This window comes from Clostridium sp. CF012 (assembly GCF_018861755.1).
Lineage (GTDB): Bacteria > Bacillota > Clostridia > Clostridiales > Clostridiaceae > Clostridium_AD.
The window spans coordinates 110885-136436 of the sequence record NZ_JAHLEF010000002.1; the positions used below are offsets into that span (position 1 = coordinate 110885).

At 30.8% G+C, this 25552-nt stretch carries 27 protein-coding genes; 5 read left to right on the plus strand and 22 right to left on the minus strand.

Features of this window, described 5'->3' with window-relative positions:
* Nucleotides 1-369: 369 nt before the first annotated feature.
* Both KPL50_RS03125 and KPL50_RS03130 read right to left on the minus strand, forming a co-directional pair.
* A complete protein-coding gene (locus tag KPL50_RS03125) occupies nt 370-822 on the minus strand; it encodes a hypothetical protein (RefSeq protein WP_253200424.1) in 453 nt (150 codons plus the stop codon).
* Nucleotides 823-1487: 665 nt separating this feature from the next.
* Nucleotides 1488-2720 (minus strand): C40 family peptidase, encoded by a 1233-nt coding sequence (locus KPL50_RS03130; RefSeq protein ID WP_216296988.1) that lies wholly within the window; start codon nt 2718-2720, stop codon nt 1488-1490.
* A 687-nt stretch (nt 2721-3407) separates the two neighbouring features.
* Between KPL50_RS03130 and KPL50_RS03135 the strand changes: the two genes are divergently transcribed.
* The 5 genes from KPL50_RS03135 to KPL50_RS03155 all read left to right on the plus strand — a co-directional run bounded on the left by KPL50_RS03135 (nt 3408) and on the right by KPL50_RS03155 (nt 7199).
* Complete coding sequence (locus tag KPL50_RS03135; protein WP_216296989.1) at nt 3408-3998, plus strand: hypothetical protein; 591 nt, start codon at nt 3408-3410, stop codon at nt 3996-3998.
* 553 nt (nt 3999-4551) lie between these two features.
* Nucleotides 4552-5022, plus strand: a complete 471-nt coding sequence (locus KPL50_RS03140) for a hypothetical protein (protein WP_253200425.1) — start codon at nt 4552-4554, stop codon at nt 5020-5022.
* Between the two features lie 314 nt (nt 5023-5336).
* On the plus strand, nt 5337-6206 hold the full coding sequence (locus tag KPL50_RS03145; RefSeq protein ID WP_216296990.1) for a DUF4037 domain-containing protein: 870 nt from the start codon (nt 5337-5339) through the stop codon (nt 6204-6206).
* Nucleotides 6207-6308: 102 nt separating this feature from the next.
* Nucleotides 6309-6860 (plus strand): GNAT family N-acetyltransferase, encoded by a 552-nt coding sequence (locus tag KPL50_RS03150; protein ID WP_216296991.1) that lies wholly within the window; start codon nt 6309-6311, stop codon nt 6858-6860.
* A gap of 90 nt (nt 6861-6950) precedes the next feature.
* Nucleotides 6951-7199, plus strand: a complete 249-nt coding sequence (locus KPL50_RS03155; RefSeq protein WP_216296992.1) for a hypothetical protein — start codon at nt 6951-6953, stop codon at nt 7197-7199.
* Between the two features lie 347 nt (nt 7200-7546).
* Here KPL50_RS03155 and KPL50_RS03160 read toward each other — a convergent pair whose 3' ends face one another.
* The 20 genes from KPL50_RS03160 to KPL50_RS03255 form a co-directional block, all read right to left on the minus strand.
* Complete coding sequence (locus tag KPL50_RS03160; RefSeq protein ID WP_216296993.1) at nt 7547-8839, minus strand: PDZ domain-containing protein; 1293 nt, start codon at nt 8837-8839, stop codon at nt 7547-7549.
* Between the two features lie 218 nt (nt 8840-9057).
* Nucleotides 9058-10338 (minus strand): S41 family peptidase, encoded by a 1281-nt coding sequence (locus tag KPL50_RS03165; RefSeq protein ID WP_216296994.1) that lies wholly within the window; start codon nt 10336-10338, stop codon nt 9058-9060.
* A gap of 87 nt (nt 10339-10425) precedes the next feature.
* Nucleotides 10426-11316 carry a permease-like cell division protein FtsX gene (ftsX, locus tag KPL50_RS03170; RefSeq protein ID WP_216296995.1) on the minus strand — a complete coding sequence of 297 codons (891 nt, stop codon included), beginning with the start codon at nt 11314-11316 and terminating at the stop codon, nt 10426-10428.
* Nucleotides 11306-11992: a cell division ATP-binding protein FtsE gene (ftsE, locus tag KPL50_RS03175; protein WP_216296996.1), complete on the minus strand. Its 687-nt coding sequence runs from the start codon at nt 11990-11992 to the stop codon at nt 11306-11308. The genes ftsX and ftsE overlap by 11 nt, the downstream gene beginning before the upstream one ends.
* A 208-nt stretch (nt 11993-12200) precedes the next feature.
* Complete coding sequence (locus KPL50_RS03180) at nt 12201-12557, minus strand: hypothetical protein (protein WP_216296997.1); 357 nt, start codon at nt 12555-12557, stop codon at nt 12201-12203.
* Between the two features lie 116 nt (nt 12558-12673).
* Complete coding sequence (locus KPL50_RS03185) at nt 12674-13612, minus strand: transketolase family protein (RefSeq protein WP_216296998.1); 939 nt, start codon at nt 13610-13612, stop codon at nt 12674-12676.
* Nucleotides 13612-14436, minus strand: a complete 825-nt coding sequence (locus tag KPL50_RS03190) for a transketolase (protein WP_216296999.1) — start codon at nt 14434-14436, stop codon at nt 13612-13614. The genes KPL50_RS03185 and KPL50_RS03190 overlap by 1 nt, the downstream gene beginning before the upstream one ends.
* Before the next feature lie 241 nt (nt 14437-14677).
* Complete coding sequence (locus KPL50_RS03195) at nt 14678-15025, minus strand: type II toxin-antitoxin system PemK/MazF family toxin (protein ID WP_164959548.1); 348 nt, start codon at nt 15023-15025, stop codon at nt 14678-14680.
* Nucleotides 14985-15305 carry a CopG family transcriptional regulator gene (locus KPL50_RS03200; protein ID WP_216297000.1) on the minus strand — a complete coding sequence of 107 codons (321 nt, stop codon included), beginning with the start codon at nt 15303-15305 and terminating at the stop codon, nt 14985-14987. The genes KPL50_RS03195 and KPL50_RS03200 overlap by 41 nt, the downstream gene beginning before the upstream one ends.
* Before the next feature lie 158 nt (nt 15306-15463).
* Entirely contained in the window at nt 15464-16624 is a 1161-nt protein-coding gene (alr, locus tag KPL50_RS03205; protein WP_216297001.1) for an alanine racemase, read from the minus strand.
* Between the two features lie 71 nt (nt 16625-16695).
* The gene (locus tag KPL50_RS03210; protein WP_216297002.1) at nt 16696-17295 is read right to left on the minus strand and encodes a germination lipoprotein GerS-related protein; all 600 of its coding nucleotides are present in this window, start codon (nt 17293-17295) and stop codon (nt 16696-16698) included.
* Between the two features lie 143 nt (nt 17296-17438).
* The gene (gene acpS / locus KPL50_RS03215; protein ID WP_216297003.1) at nt 17439-17837 is read right to left on the minus strand and encodes a holo-ACP synthase; all 399 of its coding nucleotides are present in this window, start codon (nt 17835-17837) and stop codon (nt 17439-17441) included.
* A 234-nt stretch (nt 17838-18071) separates the two neighbouring features.
* Nucleotides 18072-18425 (minus strand): DUF6514 family protein, encoded by a 354-nt coding sequence (locus tag KPL50_RS03220; protein WP_216297004.1) that lies wholly within the window; start codon nt 18423-18425, stop codon nt 18072-18074.
* A 358-nt stretch (nt 18426-18783) separates the two neighbouring features.
* Nucleotides 18784-19392, minus strand: coding sequence for a hypothetical protein (locus tag KPL50_RS03225; RefSeq protein ID WP_216297005.1), 609 nt, complete (start codon nt 19390-19392; stop codon nt 18784-18786).
* A 160-nt stretch (nt 19393-19552) separates the two neighbouring features.
* On the minus strand, nt 19553-20797 hold the full coding sequence (locus tag KPL50_RS03230; protein ID WP_216297006.1) for a hypothetical protein: 1245 nt from the start codon (nt 20795-20797) through the stop codon (nt 19553-19555).
* Between the two features lie 2 nt (nt 20798-20799).
* Nucleotides 20800-21924 (minus strand): DUF58 domain-containing protein, encoded by a 1125-nt coding sequence (locus KPL50_RS03235; RefSeq protein WP_216297007.1) that lies wholly within the window; start codon nt 21922-21924, stop codon nt 20800-20802.
* 10 nt (nt 21925-21934) lie between these two features.
* A complete protein-coding gene (locus KPL50_RS03240) occupies nt 21935-22882 on the minus strand; it encodes a MoxR family ATPase (protein ID WP_216297008.1) in 948 nt (315 codons plus the stop codon).
* An 85-nt stretch (nt 22883-22967) separates the two neighbouring features.
* Nucleotides 22968-23363, minus strand: a complete 396-nt coding sequence (locus KPL50_RS03245) for a hypothetical protein (RefSeq protein WP_216297009.1) — start codon at nt 23361-23363, stop codon at nt 22968-22970.
* A gap of 531 nt (nt 23364-23894) precedes the next feature.
* Complete coding sequence (locus tag KPL50_RS03250) at nt 23895-24353, minus strand: small multi-drug export protein (RefSeq protein WP_216297010.1); 459 nt, start codon at nt 24351-24353, stop codon at nt 23895-23897.
* Nucleotides 24354-24533: 180 nt separating this feature from the next.
* The gene (locus KPL50_RS03255) at nt 24534-25424 is read right to left on the minus strand and encodes a DegV family protein (protein ID WP_216297011.1); all 891 of its coding nucleotides are present in this window, start codon (nt 25422-25424) and stop codon (nt 24534-24536) included.
* Nucleotides 25425-25552: the final 128 nt, after the last annotated feature.

The following is a 25552-nucleotide window of genomic DNA, read 5'->3' on the forward strand; positions in this document are numbered from 1 at the left end:
TGCCAGTAATTAATGTTAATAGCGAGTATGAAATTTGTCATACGTGCCTTGTAAACGAACTAAAAACTAGAAATTCCATTAAGAAATTCTAGTTTTTAGATTAGCTCTTTTTTCAAGAGGATGCAACAAAAGTATATATTGCGTAAAATACGTTGAACAAGCCTTAGTAATTCACAATTTATTTTATTTGCAGCTACGTGAAGAAAAACATATGTTTGAGCGTAAGTTTATGTTTATTAGCAGCTGGAAGTAAAATAAATTTTAGAATTACTTGGCCAAGTGAACGCATTTTAGCAATATATACTTTTAGTTATATCATCCTCTAAGAAAAAAACTTACTTAATTGGCAAGTCCTTTTGTTTATTTCAATTACGCCTTTTCAACTTCTTCCACAATTTCTATCTGTTCAGTTGTTTCAGCCATTTCTGTTGCCTCTATATTTTCAACATCAACTACATTTTGCTGCACAATGCTCTCTTCAATAATATCGTTACAAACCTCTGCTTTAGTTAGTAGCATAAAGCAATTCGAAACTTTTTTATTGACTTTACCCACACCAAATATTAGAAATGCGATACCTCCATATATACCAATTGGTTCAAACATTCCTGGTAGCAATTGTGATGTCAATAATGCTTTTCTTACAGTAGCAACATCGTACCCCTGAGTTACAGCTTGACTAACAGTAGTTTTATACAATAAAATGTTATTTACTAATAAAGCAACTCCAATCAGTGCAACAACTGATGCTGCAACATACATAACAGTTGAAATAGCAGATCCTTTAAGTTTTTTAGATACATTCTTTTCTTTAATTCCCATAATAATTTGTCCCCATTTCCGCCCTTTAAGGCTACATTATAATTTCAATTTAATACTGAGTTGATATTATTTTTTAATAACATCTTATCCTATTAGTTCATATTACTAGATAATTGTTACAGTCAGGTGTCAATAATGTTAACAAATTATAACCATTAAGTCATACATAATTCTGTTCCTTCTTATATTATAGATTAAATAAAAAAATAGGAAACTAAGTCCCTATTCATTAAATATTATTCACTTTTTATCTTAAATTTAAACAATTAATAATTGTTACATACTCATAAGAATACTCACATGGCGCTTAAAATATTAGCATAAAGATATGCTTAACAACTAATAATCGTTATGTCCCACCTAAAGAATACTTATAGCATGCTAAAAATAAAAACAGGTATGAAACCTCCCCGTAGTGATTTGCAATACGAAACGACAAAACTATTGAAATTTGATTTAGAAATTCTTGCTTTGCGAATGTAAAATTCTCGTAAGCTTGCCAGGAAGGCAAGCTAGCGAACCTGAGGCAGGACGCCGAATGTGAGCGTTAGAGAATTTTACATGAGCAAAGCATTAGAATTTCTTAATCAAATTTCCAGTTTCAAGTTCGTATTGCAAATCACGCTGGAGAAATTTCATACCGTATATTTTAGCTTAAATTTTACTTATTGTATTATTCTTTTACCTATTACAAAGTTATCTTGATAATAGCCAGTTAATTCAGATATTTTAACAACATCACCAGGTTTAGGAGAATGCATAAATTTATTATTACCAATATATATTCCTACATGAGATACTTCAGCAGGAGCAGCTGTGTTTGTAGTAAAAAAGACTAAATCCCCATTTTGAAGATTATTTACTTTAACAGATGCACCTTTATCTACCTGATCCATAGTTGTTCTAGGCAAGCTTATACCAAAGTTTTTATAACTATACTGTACAAAGCCCGAACAATCAAATCCACCACTTATATATCCGCCAGTAGCGTTGAATTTTGCTGGTGTTGCGCCACCCCATAAATAAGGAGACCCCAAAAATGTATTCGAATATGACACTAAGTTATTTCCAGTTGTTTTTGTATCATATTGTTGTCCATTTTCAACATATTGAGCTTTGTTTGATGTATCCGTAACCATGCTTACATAAGATTTATATATATATCCCCAGTCACCAGCATATTTAATTTTATAGAATTCGCCTTCAGTTCCATATATATCCACTTTATCATTAGGATATATTTTTCCCATTACAGTAATATTATTAGTCAATGAAGCTGTTTTTCTTACACTTAAAAAATCTGAGGCTGTAACAGTTCCAACTCCCGTAGGCTTTACTGCAGGTACAGTTGCTGGTTTAGTTACAGGTACAGTAGGACTGCTTGTACCATTTGTATTCACAATCTTTTGCCCTGTAACTTTTACATACAAAGCACTTATATAACTTGTTTTACCTGAAAAAATTATTTTATAAAAACCATTTGTATTTTCAAGCATCGTCACTTTGCTTCCAAGCTTAATAGTCCCAGTAACAGGATAGGTTGTCCCAGCTCCAGACCTTACATTTAAAATACTTGTTGTTATAACTCCATATTTTTCTACGTTAGCGGGTTTTACACTTACCGCACTATTATCAGGAGAAGTACTTTTTACTATATTTATATATGAAGTATGTACATATCCAGTTTTCCCACTATAACTTATTTTATAAAAATCCCCTTCTTTTCCAAGGGTATTTATCTTTGTATTCTTCAAAATAAAACCTGTAATAGCAGAGGTCAGTGAAGGTTTTTGCCTAACATTTAGTGAGGCTGTATTCACAACTCCACTATCAGCAAGTGCGACTTTGGAACTTACCATTGTAAGTAACATTACTATAAAAGCTATTCTTTTTTTCATTCGATTACCTTCTCTCTATACTCTATATTTCAGTTCAAACATATACTATACCTTAAACACTACTTATGATTTTGGTCTTATATCTATATTTCGTCATAATTTAATTTATGAGATAGTCAGATTCGTGCATTCGCCCCCTTTTTTTTGAGTAATATTAAAACTCCCATTCAAAAATACTAAGGGAAATATGATTAAGTAGTATTTAGTATTATAGCACTCTTATACTAAAATATAGCTGTTTTGAGAAATTCAATCTTATTATTTTAGAAAAACCTATGATATATAAATTACACTACTTATTATTCTTTAATATCCAGATTATTCGCTTTTAATTTGAAGTTTAAAACTTTTGATAATTCATCAATGTTACCTTCAAAAGGGAAACATAATAGTTTAGTTTCATCTTCAAAAATCATAAAAAATGCTGGTTGGCTTTCAGAAATTATTATATAAACTTCATGTACTAAGGTCTTTAAAAATTTCCCATTTACCTTAACAGCAGGATAAAGTGGAATTCTAATAGCATAAATATCACCTCTTTATTAACCTTCCCATAATGAATTGTAGTTATGTCCAAAAGCCATAATTACTGAATACATATATTGTGGTTATATGGAAAGTTATGTATACTAAAGTTATAACTATAAAATTTTCATCATAAAAATTATGCACTTAGGAGGATTTGTTATGAAAACAAAATTATCAATTTCAGTAATTATTTTAATCCTGATATCCATAATTATAACAATAAGTTCCTGTGCTAAAAATAGCAAAGACACAGTGCTTAGGATTCAAGACTATTTTCCAAAGAAAGGAATGATAAAAAAGTTCAGTGGTGGTTTCGAAAATTCAGGATTCACCCAAATAATTGATAAAATAAATGGAAATAAATTTCAGATAAAGCAACAAGATACAGCAACTGGAGTAATACTTATTTACCAAGTTTCCGATACGGATATAAGATTAATATTTAGTAAGGAAGAGCCCGAGGGAAAGTTTAAAGAGAACTATATAGGGCTAGTTGAACCTAACGCAAATGATATTATATTGAAAACCCCTCTAGAAGTTGGCACAAGATGGACTGATGCCTCAGAGTTAAAATATGAGATTACTGGAATTAATGTTCCAGTAAATGCTCCAGCAGGCTCCTTCTCCGCCATAGAAGTTACATCGATTAGGGATACCTTTAAATCTAAAATGTATTATGCGAAGGACTTAGGCCTCGTCAAAAGAACTATTGAAGGCTATAGTGAAGATGAACTTATAAAAATAGATTAACTTAAAATAAAAAACTTCAGGAGGAGTATAAATCTCCTTCTGAAGTCTTTAATATTGGTCATTACAACTCTTTTATATTAAATACTATTTTCCATAAAGTATAAGTTATTTCTATGTAATAATGTTAAATTATTTAAAATTAATTTAGGAATTTGTATAATTAAATAAGAACATGATGGTATAATATGGCTAAATAACTTATTCATAAAGTATGGGATAAATATTAATAAACTCGGAGGTAATCGTAGTTATGGAATCTATTATTGGGTTTATATTTGAACTGTTTAAGATTAAAGACTCTAAAGACCCTGAATATAATGACTTTATTAATCTCCTTATTTTTTTACTAACATATTTCGGTATCTTTATTGCTTTTCTTTGGGTATGCAGCAAGCTAGGCTTGTTCAGATAATTCCTAACTTGCTAATCAAATAATTATAGTTTAAGTAAATAAGTTTGGTTTCCTTAATAATAAGAATTTGAAAGAAAGGAACTGATTACAATTAAAAGAATAATATTCCTGATTATTATTACGTTACTATCAAATATACTATTGATTGGATGTACTTCACAGAAATTATCACAAGAACCACCTAAATTAACAATAACTATTGGAGACAAAGGATTACAATATGTTACTGTAAAAAACAAATGGGATGGTGCTATATATGATAGGAAAAATACATTTCAAAGTATATTAAAAGAAGACTCTAGCATTGAGACTCCATATTTTGAGTTTGGTAAAATTGTTGTGATTAATTTTAAAAATAATCCTCCAGACAAATTCACTATATCTGATATTTTAATTGATAAAAACGGAAGTAAGAGGTATTTTACCCCAATAATTAATATTCCATTTGAACTAAAGGATGGCAAATATTCTTTTGAAATTAAGAAAAACATAGAAGCAGAATTGGATTCGTATTTTGTTCCAAATATGACTTATTTTAGAGGTTATAGAATAACTGCTTCTTGGGGGAAAAATGAATGTGAATATGCATTTATCATTAAAACAGCTAGATAGCCATACCAAATATGAATAATGCCAAGTTATAGTTAGTACATATTTTTCTTAAAGTTTGTGTAGTTAGTAGGAAGGATTCTAGAATTTGAATCAAAATATAAATGCGAAGTTACTCGCTTAAATAACAATCAAGCAATATTGGTATTAGGGGATAAAGTTGAAAAGATAGGTTGATTCATAATGTTCATTTTTTATGTCATACCAGCCATAAAATAGTAGTTCGTTATTCATATAATGCTATATGAGTGGGGTTGTAGTATATAATAATTTTACTGTTTTAATAAAAAAACATATGAGATAGGGGGGGGCTTATTATGTCAAAAGATATATTTAATAAAGAGTGTGAAGCTAGAATTAAGTTAGCAAGAGAAATTGCGAGTAAATGTTCAATAGAATATGGAAGGGAAATCATTATTGTTGGTTCTGTTTCAAGGAATCTTGCAGATGAAGATTCTGATATTGAAATAGAATTTTTAGTAGATAATTTAATATCAGAAGAAAACATGATTAATTGGATTAAACAGATTGGAGGAACAGATATACATCCGTATGGTGTACCAATAGGGGATGGATCAGTTTGGATAATATTTAAGTATAAAGATTATTGGATTGAAGCAGGATGGCAGACTATTAGTAGCATGAAAAATAACATAAATTCAATTATAGAAGGTAAAGTAATTACCCATGATAAACTTATTCTTGCTTCAGTATTAAAAGATGCAATTTTTATCAGAGATAATGCTATATTAAGTGATTTACAAGGACAATTAAATCTTTATCCAGAAGAACTTCAGAAAGATATCATAGCAAATACAATTGAACCTTGGACTATGGGTTTGTCAATAGCGGTTAGAAAAATGCTATCTAAGAGAGAGGATAAAATTCCATTCCTTCAAAGAATGATACCAGATATTCAAAGGATTTTAAGAATTTTATATGCAATAAATAGACAGTGGGAACCAGATTGGAAATGGACAAAATATATAATTAGTAATCTAGAGATAAAACCACAAAATCTAGAAGAGAGGATAGATTCAATTATATGTATAAAAGATACTAAAGAGAATTTAAAGAATTGTTTTGAGTTAATAAATGATACATTATTACTTATACCAAAAGACCTTGAACTAGATGAGACAGTTGCAGATATATTAAAAAATATTGATACAACTACGATAGTATAGTATTATTCTTGTTTTTCACTTATTGACTGATGTTAAGACGTAATTTTCGTATATTGTGATGGAGCAAAATTTTTATTTTACATTTATTTGGAGGGGATACATATGGATTTTACTATTGAATTTGGACAAGCAAATGATATTGATGAATTAGAACAACTTTACAATGATTTAAATGACTATTTGGCAAAAGGAGTAAATTATCCTGGATGGAAAAAGGGTATATATCCTATAAGACAAAATGCAATTGATGGAGTCAAAAACGACAACCTTTATGTGGCAAAGCATAATGGGAAAATCATTGGTTCTATTATTTTAAGTAATGAACCTGAACCAGAATATTATAATGCTAAATGGGGATTTGAGTCTGACTATTCAGATGTTTTTGTTATACATACATTTGTTGTTCATCCGAAATTTATGAAATGTGGTGTAGGCAAAGCACTAATGGAATTTGCTGATGAATGCAGCATTAAGTCACAAGTTAAATCAATTAGGCTGGATGTATATGAAGGAAATATACCTGCCATAAAGTTGTATGAAAAATGTAGTTTTAAATATATTGATACTGTTGATTTGGGACTTGGAAACTACGGATTGGATTGGTTTAAACTATATGAAAAATTAATATCAGATAATATGTATAGTCTTATGTAGTATTTATTACATACTTTACTTATAAGAGAAAATCAAAAAAAAGATGACGGAATATTCATAAACCGCGTCACAAGAGTATATTATTATGACTTGCATCAAAAAAATCTCGTAGAAGATAAGTGTAGTCACAAATCATCCTCTGCAAAAAAAGATAACAATGCTAAAAGTGGCGTGAATTTATATATTATGTTAGCAGGTAAAGTCATTGGCGGTTACTCTTATCCTAATACAGATGTATTCGGAGCATGCAGTTCTTTATATGGAAAATCATTACAGGAAGTAACAGTATTGAGTTTTCAGCAATGGAGTGAAACCTGGAAAAAGAAATATAGCAATTAAAATAGTTATCCCACAATCTTCAAATAAAGCTAATGAACTACTAAAAAAATAATAATCGTTATATCCCCCCAAGGTTTTTCCCACTACCTAGAAAACAAAGCGTAAAATTTCTCCTGCGTGACTTGCAATAAGAAGCGTAGAAACTATTGAAATTCCATTTAGAAATTCTTCTTTTGCAAATATAAAATTCTCGTGAGCCTGCCAGGACGTCAGGCTAGCGAACCTGAGGCAGGACGCCGAATGTGAGCGCCAGAGAATTTTATATTTGCAAAAGATTAGAATTCCTTAATGGAATTTCAAGTTGCAAGCTCTGATTGCAAGGCACGCAGGAGACTGGGCACCTTTTTTTATTTCTTATCTATGTCTTTCATTTTTTCTAACACATCTTTAAAACTTTCATCATCCATCTTTACTATAGAATTATCTTTTGGTAACTCCCTTGGTACAATTACTATTCCTAGTCTCTTGTTCCCAGCCATATTGCTATAGCTCATGTCCTTTAGTTCCCCAGACGGTTTTTTGATTTTTAAAGATAGTGACTTAAAATTTCCTTTAACAATATCTAAAATCTCTTCTTCAACCTCTATTTTTTTATTATCAATCTGGACTATTAAATCTCCACTTTGAATCCCCATTTCGAAAGCAGGGGATCTAGGTGCTACTTCTAGCACCATAATTCCCTCATCGCTGCTAAAAAATTTAGGCTTTAAAGTGAGCTCCATATGTTTTTCTAAATGCAGCATTGCTTCATGCAACGCAGCTGCAAATATCAAAATAAAAAATTGATAAGCTACCCCGAATACTGCGAGTTGTGATATGGCTGTTAGCAGTACGCCATAGGCCATTATTAACGCTCCTGAAAAAAGGGTCTTCTTGCCTTTACTCTTTGTAAAGGTGATACTGCTATAACCGATAACCCCATAAAGAGCAATAGAAGCTATAACTGAACTTTTTAGGATTCTAGAAGCAATATCCCCTCTTATTGCAGGCATCCACTGTGGAGTCATTAAGCTCTGTCCAGCCACTAAATCTGATGAAGCTGAACTTAACAGTATAAGTATAGCAATTGGTAATGCCCAATATCTTTTCAAGGCAAATCCACCAATAATCTTATTATCTCTGTTTGTAAACACAGGAATGGCTCCTCTTGATCCATCTATCATCACTAAACTTCCCTCTATAATATGTAATACCCCAACCAAAGTCATTAAGGTAAGAATATCTATGTTTATAAAATCCAATTTCGGCATATGTAATATAATAGCTGCATATTTAAATACTAGGCTGGTTATACCCAAAACTGCACCTGAATAAGAAAAACAGATAAATCTAGGCTTAAATGCCATAAAAAACAATGACAACATAAACAATAAATAAATATTTGAATTCTCATCAAAAACTAGCCCTAAAAATGTAAACATAAGACTTGCTAGGGCTCCTGCAAAAATTCCTATTACAATCTGAGATATAGTTAACTCAAAGGGTGAATCTAACTTTTCTCCCATTATCATTTTCTGCATAATAGCGATTTTCTTATTTTTATTATAAAAAATTACTCCAATCATTATTAGGATAAACGCATTTGAAGGATCTGAAATTGCAGAAGCAACTGCTCTTAAAGTATGTATTGCAATATCCATTGAATAAAATTCTCCTTTCATATTGCTATAAAAAACTATATATTTCCAATATCTCCTATGTAAATGCGTTACATGACCTACAGTGATGCGCTCACCTACAGTGAAGCCATTACCTTTGGTAATGACATAGCCTAGGATGTGTGAAATCATCTGCGGTTCTGAGATGTTGTTAAAAACCAAGTATCCACCAAATTTATTGGTAGATACTTGGTATGTTATTACTTGATTTTACCTTTAGCTATCTCTAGTGCTTTTTTAAACTGTGGATCCAAAGTTCTATCATATGTTTTTTCTTTAAGTGCTTTTGGATACACAATTTCAATTTCTGGTTTTATTCCAATATGATGTATATTTTCTCCATTAGGAGTATAATATTTTGATATTGTTACTTTTAATGCAGTACCATCATCAAATCCATCCCTACTTTGGTAAAGCATAGTTTGAACCACGCCTTTTCCAAAAGTCTTTTCTCCCACTAAAGTACCAACCTTATAGTCCCTAACTGCTCCTGCAAAAATTTCTGAAGCACTTGCACTTCCCTCATCTGTCAATACAGTTAGAGGCATACCTACTGCTAGGCCTCCTGTAGACTTATATTCTTTCTTTTTCTTATTCTTATCTATTGTATAAACTATAACTTTTCCTTCAGGTACAAAATTAGAAGTTAGCTCTACACATTGATCTAAAAGACCACCTGGATTTCCTCTTATATCTAATACTAGACTTTTCATACCTTTGCCTTTTAATTCTGCTAATTTTTTATTGAAATTTTTAGAGGTATTTTCATCAAACATTGTAAGTTGAATATATCCAACATTTTTGTCTAACATTTCACCTTTAACTGTTATCAAATCGATCTTAGCACGTTTGACACTAACTTCAAAAACACCTTTATCTTTTCTATTAAGAGTTAACTTTACAGCTTCATTTTCCTTGCCTTTCATCATTGTAACAGCTTTTTCTAGTTCTTTTCCTTTTACAGCTATACCATTAACCTTTTCAATAACATCCCCAGGAAGTATTCCTGCACTTTTAGCTGGTGATGGATCGAAAGGCGCAATTACAACTATATTGTCTTCTTTAACCCCAACTTGTAAACCAAGTCCTGTATAAGCTCCTGTTGTTTGAGCATTAAAATCTGTAAACTCTTTTTTGTTCATAAAAACTGTATATGGATCCTCTAGTGAATTAGTCATGCCCTTTATAGCACCTTCTACTAAAACATCATCACTGATTTTGCCATCGTAGTACTCGTATAATTTGTCTCTTACTAAAAATAGTTTTTGAAACTTTAATACTTGATCATAATCTTCTCTTCCAATTATTACTTTTCCATTGGGAGTTCCTAAGGAAATTTTATTTGAAACTACTAGGGTTATGGCGTTAGTAACAAGTACTATAACTACAATCCAAATAATCCCTTTTATTTTTTTAGGTTTGTGTACTCCATCGTTATATTGTACAGTTTTAAATTGTCCGAACTTATTTTCATCGCCCATTTTATACCCCTCTTTGTAATTCTATATATATTATTTATGTAAATATAATAAATTTATAACACTTACAAGAAAATAAATATATTGTATTTACACAATTAAGAACTTTCTAATAGACATAATACTGCCCATTGCCCCAATAATTAGTCCTCCTAACATAAATTGCCATAAAGTCGTGCTTAATATAAAATGAGGATTTATTAGATTAACTCCTAATAATACATTAGTATACTTCAGGAAAACCATTCTATAAGCATAATATAGTATACCTGTAGAAATAAGTGCTCCCGATATACCAAGCATCATGCCTTCAATAATAAATGGCCATCTTATAAACCAATCAGTAGCTCCAACAAATTTCATAATACCTATTTCTTTTTTTCTAGAGTACAATGTAAGCTTAATTGTGTTTCCTATTAAGAACAGTGATACACTTATTAAAATTACAAATAAGGCTAGGCCTACTATCTTTAATGTATTTGTTATTTTTATAATTTTGTCAACAATTTCCCTAACATCCTTAATCTTCTCTATACCCTTTAATCCTTCAGCAGCCTTAACTACATTATTTACTATTTCAGGTTTTTCTACACTTACAACATACGCATTTGGGAATGGATTCTTTTTTTCAAAACCTTGTACTAAGGATTTACTATCTTCTCCAAATTGTTCCTTCACTTTTTCTAGTGCATCACCTTTATCTTCAAATTTAATCTCTGAAACGCCCTGCACATTGTTAAGAGCTTTTTCGATAGCTGATTTATCACCTATTGTTAAATCATCTTTAAGATAAATTTTCACCTGCAACTTAGAACCTAGTTCTTGAACTCCTGCATTAACATTAAAAACAATTAGTAAGAATACGCCTAAAATAAATAGAGTAGCTGCCACAGTAGCGATTGACGCCATACTAACAGTTCTATTTCTTTTTAAACTTCTTAGTGCATCTACAAAATAATATTTAACTGTACTAATCTTCATAACCGTATCTTCCCCTTTGCTCATCTCTAGCTAGAACACCTTTTTCTATCGCTATTACTCTCTTCTTCATCGAGTCTACTATATTCTTTGCATGTGTTGCCATAACTATTGTAGTACCAGCCTTATTAATATCATTTAAAATATCCATGATACCTATTGCTGTTTCAGGATCTAAATTTCCTGTTGGCTCATCTGCTATTAGCAATGTAGGATTGTTTACTATAGCTCTAGCAAGAGAAACTCTTTGTTGCTCTCCACCTGAAATCTCATGAGGATAAGCCATATGTTTTTTAGATAATCCAACTAGATCTAAAACCAAAGGTACTCTTTTCTTAATGTCTCTTGGTGAACATTCTGTAACTCTAAGTGCAAATGCTACATTTTCGTAAATATTTAAATTATCAATTAATCTAAAGTCTTGGAAAACCACTCCAATTTTCCTTCTAAAATAAGGTATCTGGTTTCTTTTTAATTTCGTTATATCAGTTTTGTCTAAAATTACACTACCTGTAGTTGGCTCTACCTCTTTTAAAAGTATTTTAATAAAAGTAGATTTTCCTGCTCCACTAGGCCCTACAAGGAATACAAATTCCCCTTTTTCAATAGTAATATCAACATTGGATAAAGCTATTACATTATTGTCATAAATCTTAGTTACTTTCTTAAATTCTATCATTATTCATTCTCCTTACCACGTTTCTGTAATTCATTTCAGTAAAATCCATAACAACATTATATCATAAGGACTAGGCCTATAATAAATTTTATTATAAAATTTTCGTGAATATTACTCATAATACGCTAATTTACTTCTTCAAAAATTCATAAATAATATTATTATTATAGTTTCCTATAAAATTAAATTTATGAGGAATTATTATTGATTAATAAATTTGAAATAAAACTAGGTCTATTATTGTTGAATAAGCTAACATAAATAGGGAAATAAAAAATATTACACCAACTAAATTGAATTTTTCAAAGTACTCCATCCATTTTTCCTCATAATTTAGTGGTTCTAACATTTCTCTTTTTACAAAGCCTATACCTGAAATAGCAAGACCAAAACAAGATATTCTAATAGCTGTTCTGTTTACTGAAGCGAGTACTCCTTGAAGCTTTAAGTCACCACCCACAAGCCCACTTATTACGCCAATTAAGGCTCCCAAAATTATAGGAACTAAAAATATCTTTAACGATAATATAAAACAATGTAATAAATCCTTTAAAATTTCTTTCATGTTTGTTCCTCTCCCCATAGTTATTCTTGATGTATTATATCATAAAGCATCACAAAAAACATTATGGAGTAAAATAGTTAAAACCCTCATGTATAAATACATAAGGGTCTTAAAAATTATTTTAAATTGAGACCTTTTTTAACAGCTTTAACTATTTCATCTGCAGTTAATCCATAAGCTTTTAAAAGTTCCTCTGGTTTACCACTTTCACCAAAGGTATCTTTAATTCCCACTCTCATAACGGGTACTGGATGATTTGAACAAACAACCTCCGCTACTGCAGAGCCAAGTCCGCCTATAATGCTATGTTCTTCTGCAGTAACAATTAATCCAGTCTTTCTAGCTGCAGTAATAATTGCTTCTTCATCTATTGGTTTAATAGTATGTATATTTAACACTTTAACCTTTATTCCTTCCTCAGCTAAAATATTATAAGCTTCTAGTGCAGCGTCTACCATAATACCTGTAGCTATTATAGTTGCGTCGCGGCCTTCTCTAAGTGTTACAGCTTTTCCTAGTTCAAATTTGTAATCAGGGTTATCATTTATTGTCTCAACGCCCATTCTTCCAAGTCTTACATAACATGGTCCATTGTATTTTGTAATAGCTTCTATGGCAGCTTGCGTTTCAATATTATCACTTGGGCTTATAACTACCATATTGGGAATACTTCTCATTAGTGCTATATCTTCTATAGCTTGATGAGATGCTCCATCTTCTCCTACAGTTAAGCCTGCATGTGTTGCGCAAATTTTAACATTTAATTTAGGATAACAAATAGAGTTTCTTATTTGTTCAAAAGCTCTTCCTGCTGCAAATATAGCAAAAGTGCTTGCAAAAGGAATTTTTCCACAAGTAGCAAGTCCTGCCGCAACGGACATCATATTCCCTTCAGCAATACCCATATTAATAAATCTTTCAGGAGCAACTTTTTTAAAATCTGCAGTTTTAGTGGATTTAGATAAATCTGCATCTAAAACTACTATATTTTCGTTTTCAAGTCCTAATTTAGCTAAGGCCTTGCCATAAGCTTCTCTTGTTGCAATTTTACCCATTATACAACACCCCCAATTTCGTCTATTGCCATTTGGCATTGTTCTTTGCTTGGAGCCGTACCATGCCAACTAGCTTCATTTTCCATGAAGGACACGCCTTTTCCCTTTATAGTTTCACAGATTATAACTGTTGGTTTTCCTTTTGTTTTTTTAGCTTCTTCTATAGCATTTTTAATTGAGGCGAAATCATGCCCATCCACAGAAATAGTATTCCATCCGAAAGCTGCAAATTTAGCATCTACTGGATCAGAACCCATAACCTCAGAAACTTTGCCATCTATTTGAAGTCCATTATGGTCTACAAAAACCGTTAGGTTATCAAGCTTATAATGTGCAGCTGCCATAGTAGCTTCCCATACTTGACCCTCTGCAAGCTCTCCATCTCCAAGTAATGAATATACTCTATATTCTTTTTTATCAAGTTTTCCAGCCAGGGCCATACCTACTGCTGCTGAAATACCTTGTCCGAGTGAACCCGTAGACATATCTACTCCGGGTACTGTATTCATATTAGGATGTCCTTGAAGCCTTGATCCTAATTTTCTTAGCCCAATTAGCTCATCCTTATCAAAAAATCCCTTTTCAGCAAGCACACTATACAATGCAGGTGCAGCATGCCCCTTTGATAGTACAAATCTATCTCTATCTGGATCATTTTTCTTTTCTACACTTATATTCATCTCATTAAAATATAAGGTAGTTATAATTTCCACGCAAGATAATGATCCACCTGGGTGACCAGAACGTGACTCTGTAATCATAGCTATTATATTTTTTCGAACTTCTTTAGCAATTGCTTTTAATCTTTCTACTGTTTTTTCCATATGTATTCCTCCTAATATTGCTTTGGGGTAAATAACCTTATTAATAGTTATCTTCCTGTATTCCTATTTATCTTCCACAATTATTATAACAATATTATATACTATAACAACATATTTATTAGAAATTCCACAAAAATAATTAAATTCCTATAGGATAATTAAAAAATCTATAGCTTTACTAAACTACTTCGGACTACTAATTCATAAAATAAAATAAGGGCAATATATGCCCTTATCTACTTTATAAACCTACACTAATTAAAAGTGCAGTATCTACTTTTTTCATATCGCTATCAGTCATATGACCAATTTTTTCTTTTAATCTCTTTTTATCTAGTGTTCTTATTTGTTCTAGCAAAACTACTGAATCTTTATTTAACCCATACTCTTCTGAAGAAATTTCAACATGAGTAGGGAGTTTTGCCTTGTTTATTTGAGACGTAATAGCTGCAATAATAATAGTGGGACTGTACTTATTACCAATATCGTTTTGAATTATAATTACTGGTCTAACCCCACCTTGCTCTGAGCCTACAACCGGACTCAAATCAGCATAAAATATATCTCCTCTTTTCACTATTGTTGTCATTAGACAAATCACTCTCCGAAAGCTTAACTTCGTAATCTTTAAAATCTTTAATATCAATTTCAAAACCCATGTCAGCTATTTCTAAATTTAATTCAGCCATTTCTAAATAACCACGTTTCATTTCATCTATATAACTAAGTCTTTTCTTTTCCTCAATATATAGTATTATAGCTTCCCTAAAAAATTCACTTCTTTTTTTAGAATCTTTCAAAAGTGCCTTATTAAATTCAATATAAAGTGTTTCTGAGAGGTTTACTACTAGTTTCTTTGAAGTTGACATAGAAATTTTAATACCTCCTATTTACTTTAGAGCAATATGTATAAAGTATATTATAATTCAACCTATGTCAGTCTGTCAAAGAAATTATGAGTGTTTTCAACCTTCTTCATCAGGAATTATACACATAAATGGTTTATTATACATATAATAGTTTAATATTACACGTAATTTCTTATTTTTACAACCTTATTATCTTTAATGTATACTCGTGGAACTCTTTTACCAACCATACAAACTATTTCATAGTTTATAGTTCCTATTAGTTCCGCAATTGTATCAGCTGTAAATTTATTTTTCTCATCCTCACCCATTAGTATAACCTCATCACCAATTTTAACTCCAGGAATATCAGTAACATCAATCATACATTGATCCATGCAAATCCTACCTATTACCGGAGCAAAGCTGCCCTTTATGATAACCTTTCCCTTTTGATATAGTAGCCTTGTATATCCATCCGCATAGCCAACTGGAAGTGTAGCTATAATACTTTCTCTTTCTGTTTTAAACTTTCTTCCATAACTTACGTATTCTCCAGGTGGCATTGTTTTTATGTGTACCACATTTGTTTTTAAGGTCATTACAGGTTTTAGATTTATATTTTCCTTGTTTACTTCCTCTGATGGATAATAGCCATATAATATTATTCCTGGACGTACTGCCTCATAATGCGTTTCTGGCAAATCTATAATAGCAGCACTATTGGCCATATGTCTCATATATATGTTCACCTTTTTCTCTTTTAACTTTTCATAAAAATAATTGTATTTATTCACTTGACTATAGGTATAAGCCTTGTCTTTTTCATCCGCGCTGGAAAAGTGACAAAACATTCCTTCTACAATTATATTAGGTAGTTTGCTAATATTGTATACTTCTTCCACACTGTCATCATTTGGCAGATAGCCTAACCTACCCATACCAGTATCCACTACTATATGAATTCTAGCTATTTTATTTTTGTTTTTAGCCATTTTTGATAATTCTTTTGCAAATTCATAAGAGTATACGGCTTGTTCAATGTTATATTTCAATAGATTATCTATTAAATTTGGTGGTGTAAACCCTAAAATCATAATTGGGCATTCTATCCCTGAGCGCCTAAGCTCCACTGCTTCACTTATTACTGCTACCGCTAATCTATTAGCTCCATTTTGTAAGAGCACCGGAGCTACATCTATAGCTCCATGTCCATAGGCATCTGCCTTTACAACAGCTATAATACTTGCGCTTCTAGCTACCCTGCGAATTTCTCGCATATTATAAGCTAATTTATCTAAATCAACCTCTGCCCATACAGGCCTTAAATGTCTAAACATGACCTTCACCTCATCCGTTATTGAAATTTCACTCATTTGCTTATGCTTTTACTCGCACTAGGTCATCAAAACTAAAATGGTTCAATTTTTACGTTTGGAAGAAAATTTGAATATGTTATGTTAATCTTTTCTATCCCTTTTATATCATAGATAACTAATTTTTCTGGTATCATGCTTTTATAATTAACATACAGCAATGCATTGTTAATATTTTTATTGTTACCAGGTATAAATAAATTAATTACTGAGTATTCGATATCATTAATCTTTTCAATTGAATATTTTATTTCCTCATTAGTATACAATAATCCTATGTACTCTCCAATAAAACACAGTTTAAGAACCTCATCGAAATCCTTACTTTGCACATACTTTGTTCCATTGTTTTTATCACTAATATAAATATTATCATCGGTCTTATAGATAAACACCCTGTCTTTGTTTAGCTCTAGTTTATATCCACCTCCTCTCAAATATGATTGCCTTGCCTTATAGTTAATAGTCTGCTTATCATTCTTTATATCCATGTTCATTTCTGTAGTATAACTTTCCATGTTTTTTAAAAAGCTTACAATATCATTAGAATTCTTAGGTTTTTTATTACATGAAATTAATAGTATGGAACTAAAAGCAAGTAAAAGAATTAAAAATAATAGTAATTTTTTTTTCATTGTTATCCTCCTAGCATTTCTCTAGAGCAGATAGGATTACCTCCTATTTTTTACCATAACAAATCACTCTACTACTATTATTATTACTCATGGTTTGATACTATTACAAAAATAACTAAGGATAAAAAAATCATTATCTGCAGCTATTCATACACCTCTTCAATTTTTTTTTCTACTTCCAATATAGCATAAGCTATGGCACAATCTTCACCATGAGATATACTAAGGTGAATATTGTATTGTCCCTCTTTTTTAGCTATTAACTTTGCCTTTCCTTTTAAAATTACTATTGGTTTTCCAAGGGTTGTCCTGTCAATTTCAATATCTTTAAAATCAAATCCCCTAAATCCTGTACCTAAAGCTTTCGCTACTGCTTCTTTAGCTGCAAATCTTCCAGCCACATATTCCGGCCTCAAATTTCTACTTTCAAGATATTCTAATTCAGTTGTTGTGAAAATTTTTTCTAAAAACCTGTTGTTTGCGACCATAGCATTTTTTATTCGTCGTATTTCAACAATATCAGTACCTACTCCAATAATCAAAACTATCACTCCCGATTTTTATCATTCTATTATTTTTACTATTAATATTATTACAATAATATAATAAAATTATGATTATTTATAGTATTATTCATAAGATATTTTATTTTATATATTTGTATTTCAAGCTATATTATTTTTTATATAACAAAAGGAGGATAAGTCTCCTCATATAAAGAAGAGATTTCCTCCAAAAGAGGAGAATCCTCCTCACTATGTTAGTCTAATTAAAAATTAGCAAGTGCCAATATTTTTTAACATCTCATCAAAATCGCTAATATACTCATCAATATAATCACCCAATACTTCAATCATGTGGATAGGTGATACTGTATTTTCATATAGCATTTTCAAAAGATTTTTAACTTTATGTCTTTGAGGACTTATGTTTTCTACACAATCTCTCTCAATAAATACCACTGTATCATCAATGATGTCTTGTCTTTCAATCTCAATACCATAAGCTTGTATTGAAGTAGGTTCATTATCCATTGAAACAGAAATTTGACTTTTCACTAATCTATAAAAATAATTATGCTTTACATCTTCCTCTGTCACTTTTTTAGATAAATTTTCTAAAACTACCATGTTCGTCCCCCTTGTTTTATCTTATTTAAAACATAGTAACATTACTTTTCAGAAAAATCTGTCATTTTATGAAATGGTCTTAAATGTATTATCTCTTAAAACTGACATCTTCAACCTTCCACGCCCATAATGTTTTTATTAACAAAGTGTTAACGGACATCTACTTGTATATACGCTAGCTTATTTTGTCGAAATTATAATTAATATATATAAAAGTTTTTTGATTTTAACTTGAATATATTTTGAAAATCTGCGATTGTTTCTTATTTGCCCCACAATATAATGAAAATTATAATTATTATGTAAATATTTAGCATATTAATCATTAATCTTTCCAACTACTTTCTTTGTTTTTTAATCAAATTATGTTATTTGTAAATTTTCCCTTTATTTCTTTTACCATTTTATTCCTATCAACGCCAATGTATTTACATAAATCTTCCAATATTAATAATACTGCAATAACCATAGTGCAATCATCTTTGTAATAATCCTCTAATTCATAACGATTTTTATACACAATTGTATTATCTTTTTTGCAACTAATAGTTTTATATAACTCCCTTAACGTATTGTACAATATAGAATATGATATTAAAATAAAATCCCCTTTTGCTTTCTCACTACCATTAACTACCTCTCTAATAATTTTATTTAAAGAAGTATTTTTGTAATACTCTAACATTTTTAATCCATAATTTTCTTGGATAAACTTCCCAACTATTTCGACATCTATTAGAGTAATTTCACCCTCCGTATTAAAAAAAATACAAGCATCTAAAAGCCCATTCTTCTGGACATTAATTTCTGATAACATTTTCTTCATCCTATAGTTGAAATAACTAGTAAATTCGCCTTTTGTAATGAAATATTGAAGTTCTTTAGTAGACACAATATACACCAGCTCTGAAAAGTTTTTATAAGCCTTATTTAAATAACTTTTATTATTGTAATCCATATCACTCATAAACCTATCACTCCCACTATAATAAATTATTTGTGAATTCTAAGTCAACCATATTTAGTGTGGCTAATTTAATTCAAACTATACTAAATCACAGAAAAATAAATAACAAGTCAAGTATACTAACCTACTGACTTGTTATTTGTTTTCCTGTGCTTTGACCTTATAGTTGCTTTTTAATATTACTATGTCCCTTTTTAACACTCGCCACATTTTCCTCGGTCATAGGATGCAATGAAAACTTAGCTTCGTTATATACCAGTGTCATCTCATCTAAACTATCAGAATTGTCCACATTAATTTTAGTTACATTCTTTAGCTGCGTTGCGGTCATGTAAGGCTTATAAATATCTGCTTCTTCAGTTATTTTCTCAAAGCCTTTGTATGTATAAAGAATCTTATCTCTATTACTTCCACCACCTTGAAAAATCTTAGAAATCAAGTTCTTAACCCAATGTTTTTTATTCTTTCTGTTAACAATTCTTTCTTTTTCTTCTATAAATCCATCATATATTTTTGTTTTATTTGTCAATCTAGATAAAAATTTATATATTCCATATAAAATAACTATTAAAATAATAATTTTAAAAACTAAAATAAGCACTGGTGGTAGTTCAATATTTTGATATTTAGTCATATCGGGTTGATTCTTTAAACTCTCCTCTGCTGTGCTACCTTTTAATATGAAATTATTTTCACTTTTCATGAGAAGTTGCTTTATTTTTTCAGCAATCCAACTTATTGGTGCACCAAAAACTGTAGTTAAGAGGGCTACAATTAGAAACAAAATAAAATTCGCTAGCTTAATAAGCATATCTAATACCTTCGCAATAATTTTGTTAGCAAAATCTAAAGATAGTGTAAGTACTGATATGCCTATAATTATATTTGTAACTATAGATGTATTGCTTTTAACATCATACACATAGCTTCGCGCTTCTCGCATAAGAATAACAATCATGATTATATAGATAACATGAAACCTGTACATTTCATTTACAAAGTCAATTTCTAAGGTGAAGGAAAGGAGCCAAATGAATACTAAAACTACCATAGACTTTCCTATATCTTCTTTATATTGCGAATGATCTACAGGGCTATCTTCCAATGAATAAGTTATTAAACTCATAAAAAGCAAAAAAATTGTATTTATTAATATGGTTTTACTTTTAAAAAATATAAAAGAAGCTAATATACTAACTCCCAAAAGCACTACTATAAAAAGACTCTTTTTCAACTTCACACTGTTAAGATACTGTGTAAAAAAAACAATACATAAACAAATCAAAAACAGTTTATAGTCCAAGGCTGTTTTAAATAGCCAGTTACTTAAAGTTGACCAAATTATAAAAGAAATAGTGACAAGGCTTATACTATACATACTCTTGACTTTTCTATACCAGCTCATCCCTATACCCCCCCTTTATAATCCATCTTTTCAATACCTGCAATGTGTGGAACAGTAGCTTTTAAAGAAACATCAATAACTTTAATTAAAATACCACGTCTTTTTAGTTTAGATAAAATACCAACGCTCTCCTCATCTAAATAAGGGGTAATGATTACATAAGTAGAATTTGGATTAAATTCTTTTATTTTACTTCTTAGATACTCGCTAAATCTAATAGTAATGCTATAACTAATCCTAGCACTAAGTTCCATTATTTTATTAAGCGCATTAATGTCTGGATAAACCTCACTAGCTACTTTAGTTTGAATCCCTATTAATTGACAATTAGTCCACATCCCTGTTGGAACCCCTTCTTTGATGGCAATAGCTGCCAGTGATGCTGCCACTGTAATTCCATTTTCTATAAGCACTGGTTGAATGCTGCCCCAATAAGGTTCACCACATTGACCATTGAAAATAATTGTAAGCTCTCTATCTGAAGTAAAATCATATTCCTTCACCATAAGCCTATCCATTTTCAAACTAGATTTCCAATGAATATCCTTCATTCTATCCTCTACGTTATATTCCCTTATGCCTTTAATATATAATGGGTCTTGATGAATCCATCTTTTAACGTAATTATTCCCTTGCAGATTCGTATTTGCAAACTGAACATTATTCATATTAATAAGTTTAGGATAAACCAAAAACTCTAAGAAATCCTCTACGGGCATAGTTTCTGCTGATAACCCAAATAAATCTCCCACTGTAACGTTAATGTCTCTTAAAATATAGGCCCCACGGGTGTTACACTTCAATTTACAAATCCTTTTTTTTCTCTCATACCAGCTTATGGTGTATTTACTTAAATGCCATAAGTCAGCCCCTTCTTTAGATTTATTACTGTCTGATACAAATTCTATAACTGCAGGCATTTTTTCACTTAGCATTAGAAATGATATAGGTAGCCATTTATTATTTTCAATAGTTGTAGTTAGTGTGAATTCCTCACCTGGTACCATTCTATCTTTATCAATATTTCTACTGATTTTAAGGTTATCAAAGCCTTTTTTCCTTGTAAACTCCCCTATAAAAAAAATAGTAGTTATTATTGCCAGAATCAAAGCAAATTGTATAAACATAGTGCGCCCCCTATAACTTTTCGAGTGGAGCTTGAATAGTACTTATTATATCCTCTATAATTGTTCTACTTTTATTCCCAAGGCCAAGATCATTCTTAAGCATCAACCTATGGCTTAAGATCGGGATTGCGAGTTCCTTTATATCCTCCGGAATTACATAGTCTCTCCCTCTTATCGCAGCTAGTGCTTGGCTTCCCTTCATCATATTTAATGTAGCTCTTGGACTACATCCAAGCTCCACTTCCCTATGACTTCTTGTAGCGCTCACTATTGCTATTATGTAATCTTTTATTTCTTCACTAACATGTACCATAGTATAATTATTTTGAACGTACTCTATTTCTTCCATACTAACCACTGCCTCAAGGTCATTGAGTGGATCTACTGTCATAAATCTATTCATCATAGTCTTCTCTTCGTTAATATCTGGATATCCCAATGAAAGCTTCATAAAAAATCTATCTAATTGTGCTTCTGGTAATGGAAAGGTTCCAAACTGTTCCACTGGATTTTGAGTAGCAATTACGAAAAAGGGTTTTTCGAGTTTTATAGTATTACCCTCCACAGTAATTTGTCTCTCTTCCATACACTCTAAAAGCGCTGACTGTGTTCTAGGTGTAGCTCTATTAATTTCATCTGCCAAAACTATCTGACTGAGTAGCGGACCTTTTCTAAACTCAAAGTCCTGGTTCTTTTGATTATAATAATATATTCCAGTTAAATCTGAAGGCAATAAATCCGGTGTAAACTGTATCCTCTTAAACATGCAATTCATAGACCTTGAAAGACTCTTCGCAAGCTTTGTTTTACCAAGTCCGGGAACATCCTCAATAAGAACATGTCCAGAACATATAAACGCTACTATAATTTTATCGATATTGTCCCCTTTTCCAACTATAACTTTACCCACATTCCCCTTGATTTTGCCTCTAAATTCCTCAAATTTCTTAGTATCCATTTTTAACCCCCCCCATTAATTTATATATTTACATATAGTGACTTACAAATTCTTTAATGTAAATATACCATATATAGTAATTCTTTTAAATATGATTTGTTGTTATTTGAGACTTATTAAAATAGCTTCTTTTATATAAAGTATATATTAATACTATTATTGACCACTGGGCATTTCCATAAAAAAGTTGTTGCTTATATTGATTTGACAAAATAATACTTACTACTAAAAGGTATATAGTGTAGGCTATCATAAGCCACCAACCCCACTTTTTAAGTTTCAAATACCCATAAGCTATTATTAAAAAAATTATTGAAACTAATACCTTCATTAACCTCTCTGGAACATTTGGCAATCCAACTCTAACTGCAATTCCATATTTTTCTGTAGCATTTGTAAATAACGTTATTATTAATACAATTGCACCAAAAATATAAAAATACCCAATTAATGTTATACCTAAAGGTCTTTTTTTACCCATACATATCCCTCCCATTAATATCATAATAGATTATAATTATCTAATTATTCAATTATATAAAATATATATATAAATTTCAAATATTTAACATAGAAATACATGCTTGTTTTTCGATTTAAATCTCTTAACTTTTTATTGAAATTATATATGTAAGCTCTATGATGATTTACATAGTGTTATTGACCCCCTAAGGAATACCCAGAAGATTCTTATAGCAACTATATACTAGGTATGAAATTTCTCCGAAGTGACTTGCAATACGAGGCGAAGAAGCTTTTGAAATTTGATTTAGAAATTCTTGTTTTGCGAATATAAAATTCTCGTGAGCCTGACAGGAAGTCAGGCTAGCGAACCCGAGCCAGGACGGCGAGTGTGAGAGTCAGAGAATTTTATATTTGCAAAACATTAGAATTTCTTAATCAAATTTCCAGCTTCAAGTTCGTATTGCAAGGCACGTAGGAGGAATTTCATACCCCTTTGTGTAGATCACTTATAAAAAAAATCTCTCACCGTTAGGTAAGAGATTTTTAATTAAAGCATATTCAAGAACGCTGGGAAAGCTACAGCAAGCCCAGTAATAATAAGTCCACATAAAAAAGATCCTACAACTGCACACATAACAGATCTTTTAAAATCCAACTTTAAAAAAGCTGCTATTGCAGTCCCTGTCCAAACTCCTGTAGTTGGAAGAGGTATTGCAATAAATGTTATAAGCGCTATTTCTTCAAATTTTTGAAATTTAGATTTATTCTTATTTATCTTCTTATCAATTAAATTGTAAAAGCCACTAAAGGCCTTATATTTGCCTAACCATTCAAATATTTTATTGAAACATATCAATACAAAAGGAACCGGAAGCAAACTTCCCAAAAAACTTATTAAAAATACCGCTATTGGATTAATATTATAAACATTTATTCCAAGAGGTATAGCACCTTTCTGCTCAATAAGAGGCACTGCAGATAGTAAAAACACTTGTAACCACTCCATAAAAACTCTCCTCATTTATAATTTTTTCTTAATGTACCTTCAAAAAAAATGACTAGTTATATACTAGTCTATTTTTTTGATGCTTAATTTATTATTTACTCTACTATTATAAGTATTATGCTTCCATACTTTCAAGTAGATATTATAAATAAATTAATATTTAACTATATATTCACATTTCTAAATATCAATTATATGGTGTTGTCTACTCTCACCAATAAAAAACACTGCTAGTGCCCCTGGTCCACTAAATCTTCCTACAACTGGTCCAATATAATGAATAAGTACTTCTTTAACACTAACCTTTTCCAAAATCTCCTCTTTAAGCCTTACAGCTTCCTCATAACAATCTGCATGACAGATAGCTATGGTTTGAGTTTCAGGATTTTTAATCTTTTCCTTCAATATTTCTGCAAGCTTTGTTATAGATTTTTTACGCCCACGAACCTTAAACACTGGCATTACGCGTCCCTCATGGTTAAGTGTAAGTATAGGCTTTATATGTAGTACTAGCCCTAAGGTAGCCGCCATATTAGATATTCTTCCGCCTCTTTTTAAGAAATTCAAGTCTTGCACAGTAATATAAGTATTTAAATTTTGTATGTTTTTTTCTATTTCGCACACAATTTCCTCTGCAGTGCATCCGTCCTTTTTCATTTCCACAGCTTTTCTAACCATAAGACCTTGTCCAAGTGATGCTGTTAACACATCGATAATATATATTATAGCACTTGGAAACTCTTCCAATATAGCGGTCTTTCCAATGTTAGCGCTATTATACGTTCCGCTAAGACCTGAAGAAACTCCAACATAAATTATATCCTGACCACGCTTAGCCGCAGGTTTAAACATATTATAGAAGCTTTCAGAATTTGCTTGAGAGGTATTAGGCAATGCGCCTTCCCTAAGGTCATCAAAAAACTGTTTTTGACTTAAACTTTGTCCAAAATCATCTAAGTACTCTTTACCATTATAACTAAATGGTAACATAGCAAAGGGTATATTATTTCCATAAATATATTCCTTTGGCAAATCGCAGCAAGAATCTGTCATAATAACAAAATCTCTCATTTGTACTCCTCCTAGTTTTTATAATTCCGCAAATATTTTGTTAAACAATACAGTAAAAACTATAGCATAAAAACGTTCACTGTACAACGAAATTGTATTTACAGAGTAATTTATTATTGCTTTATAAA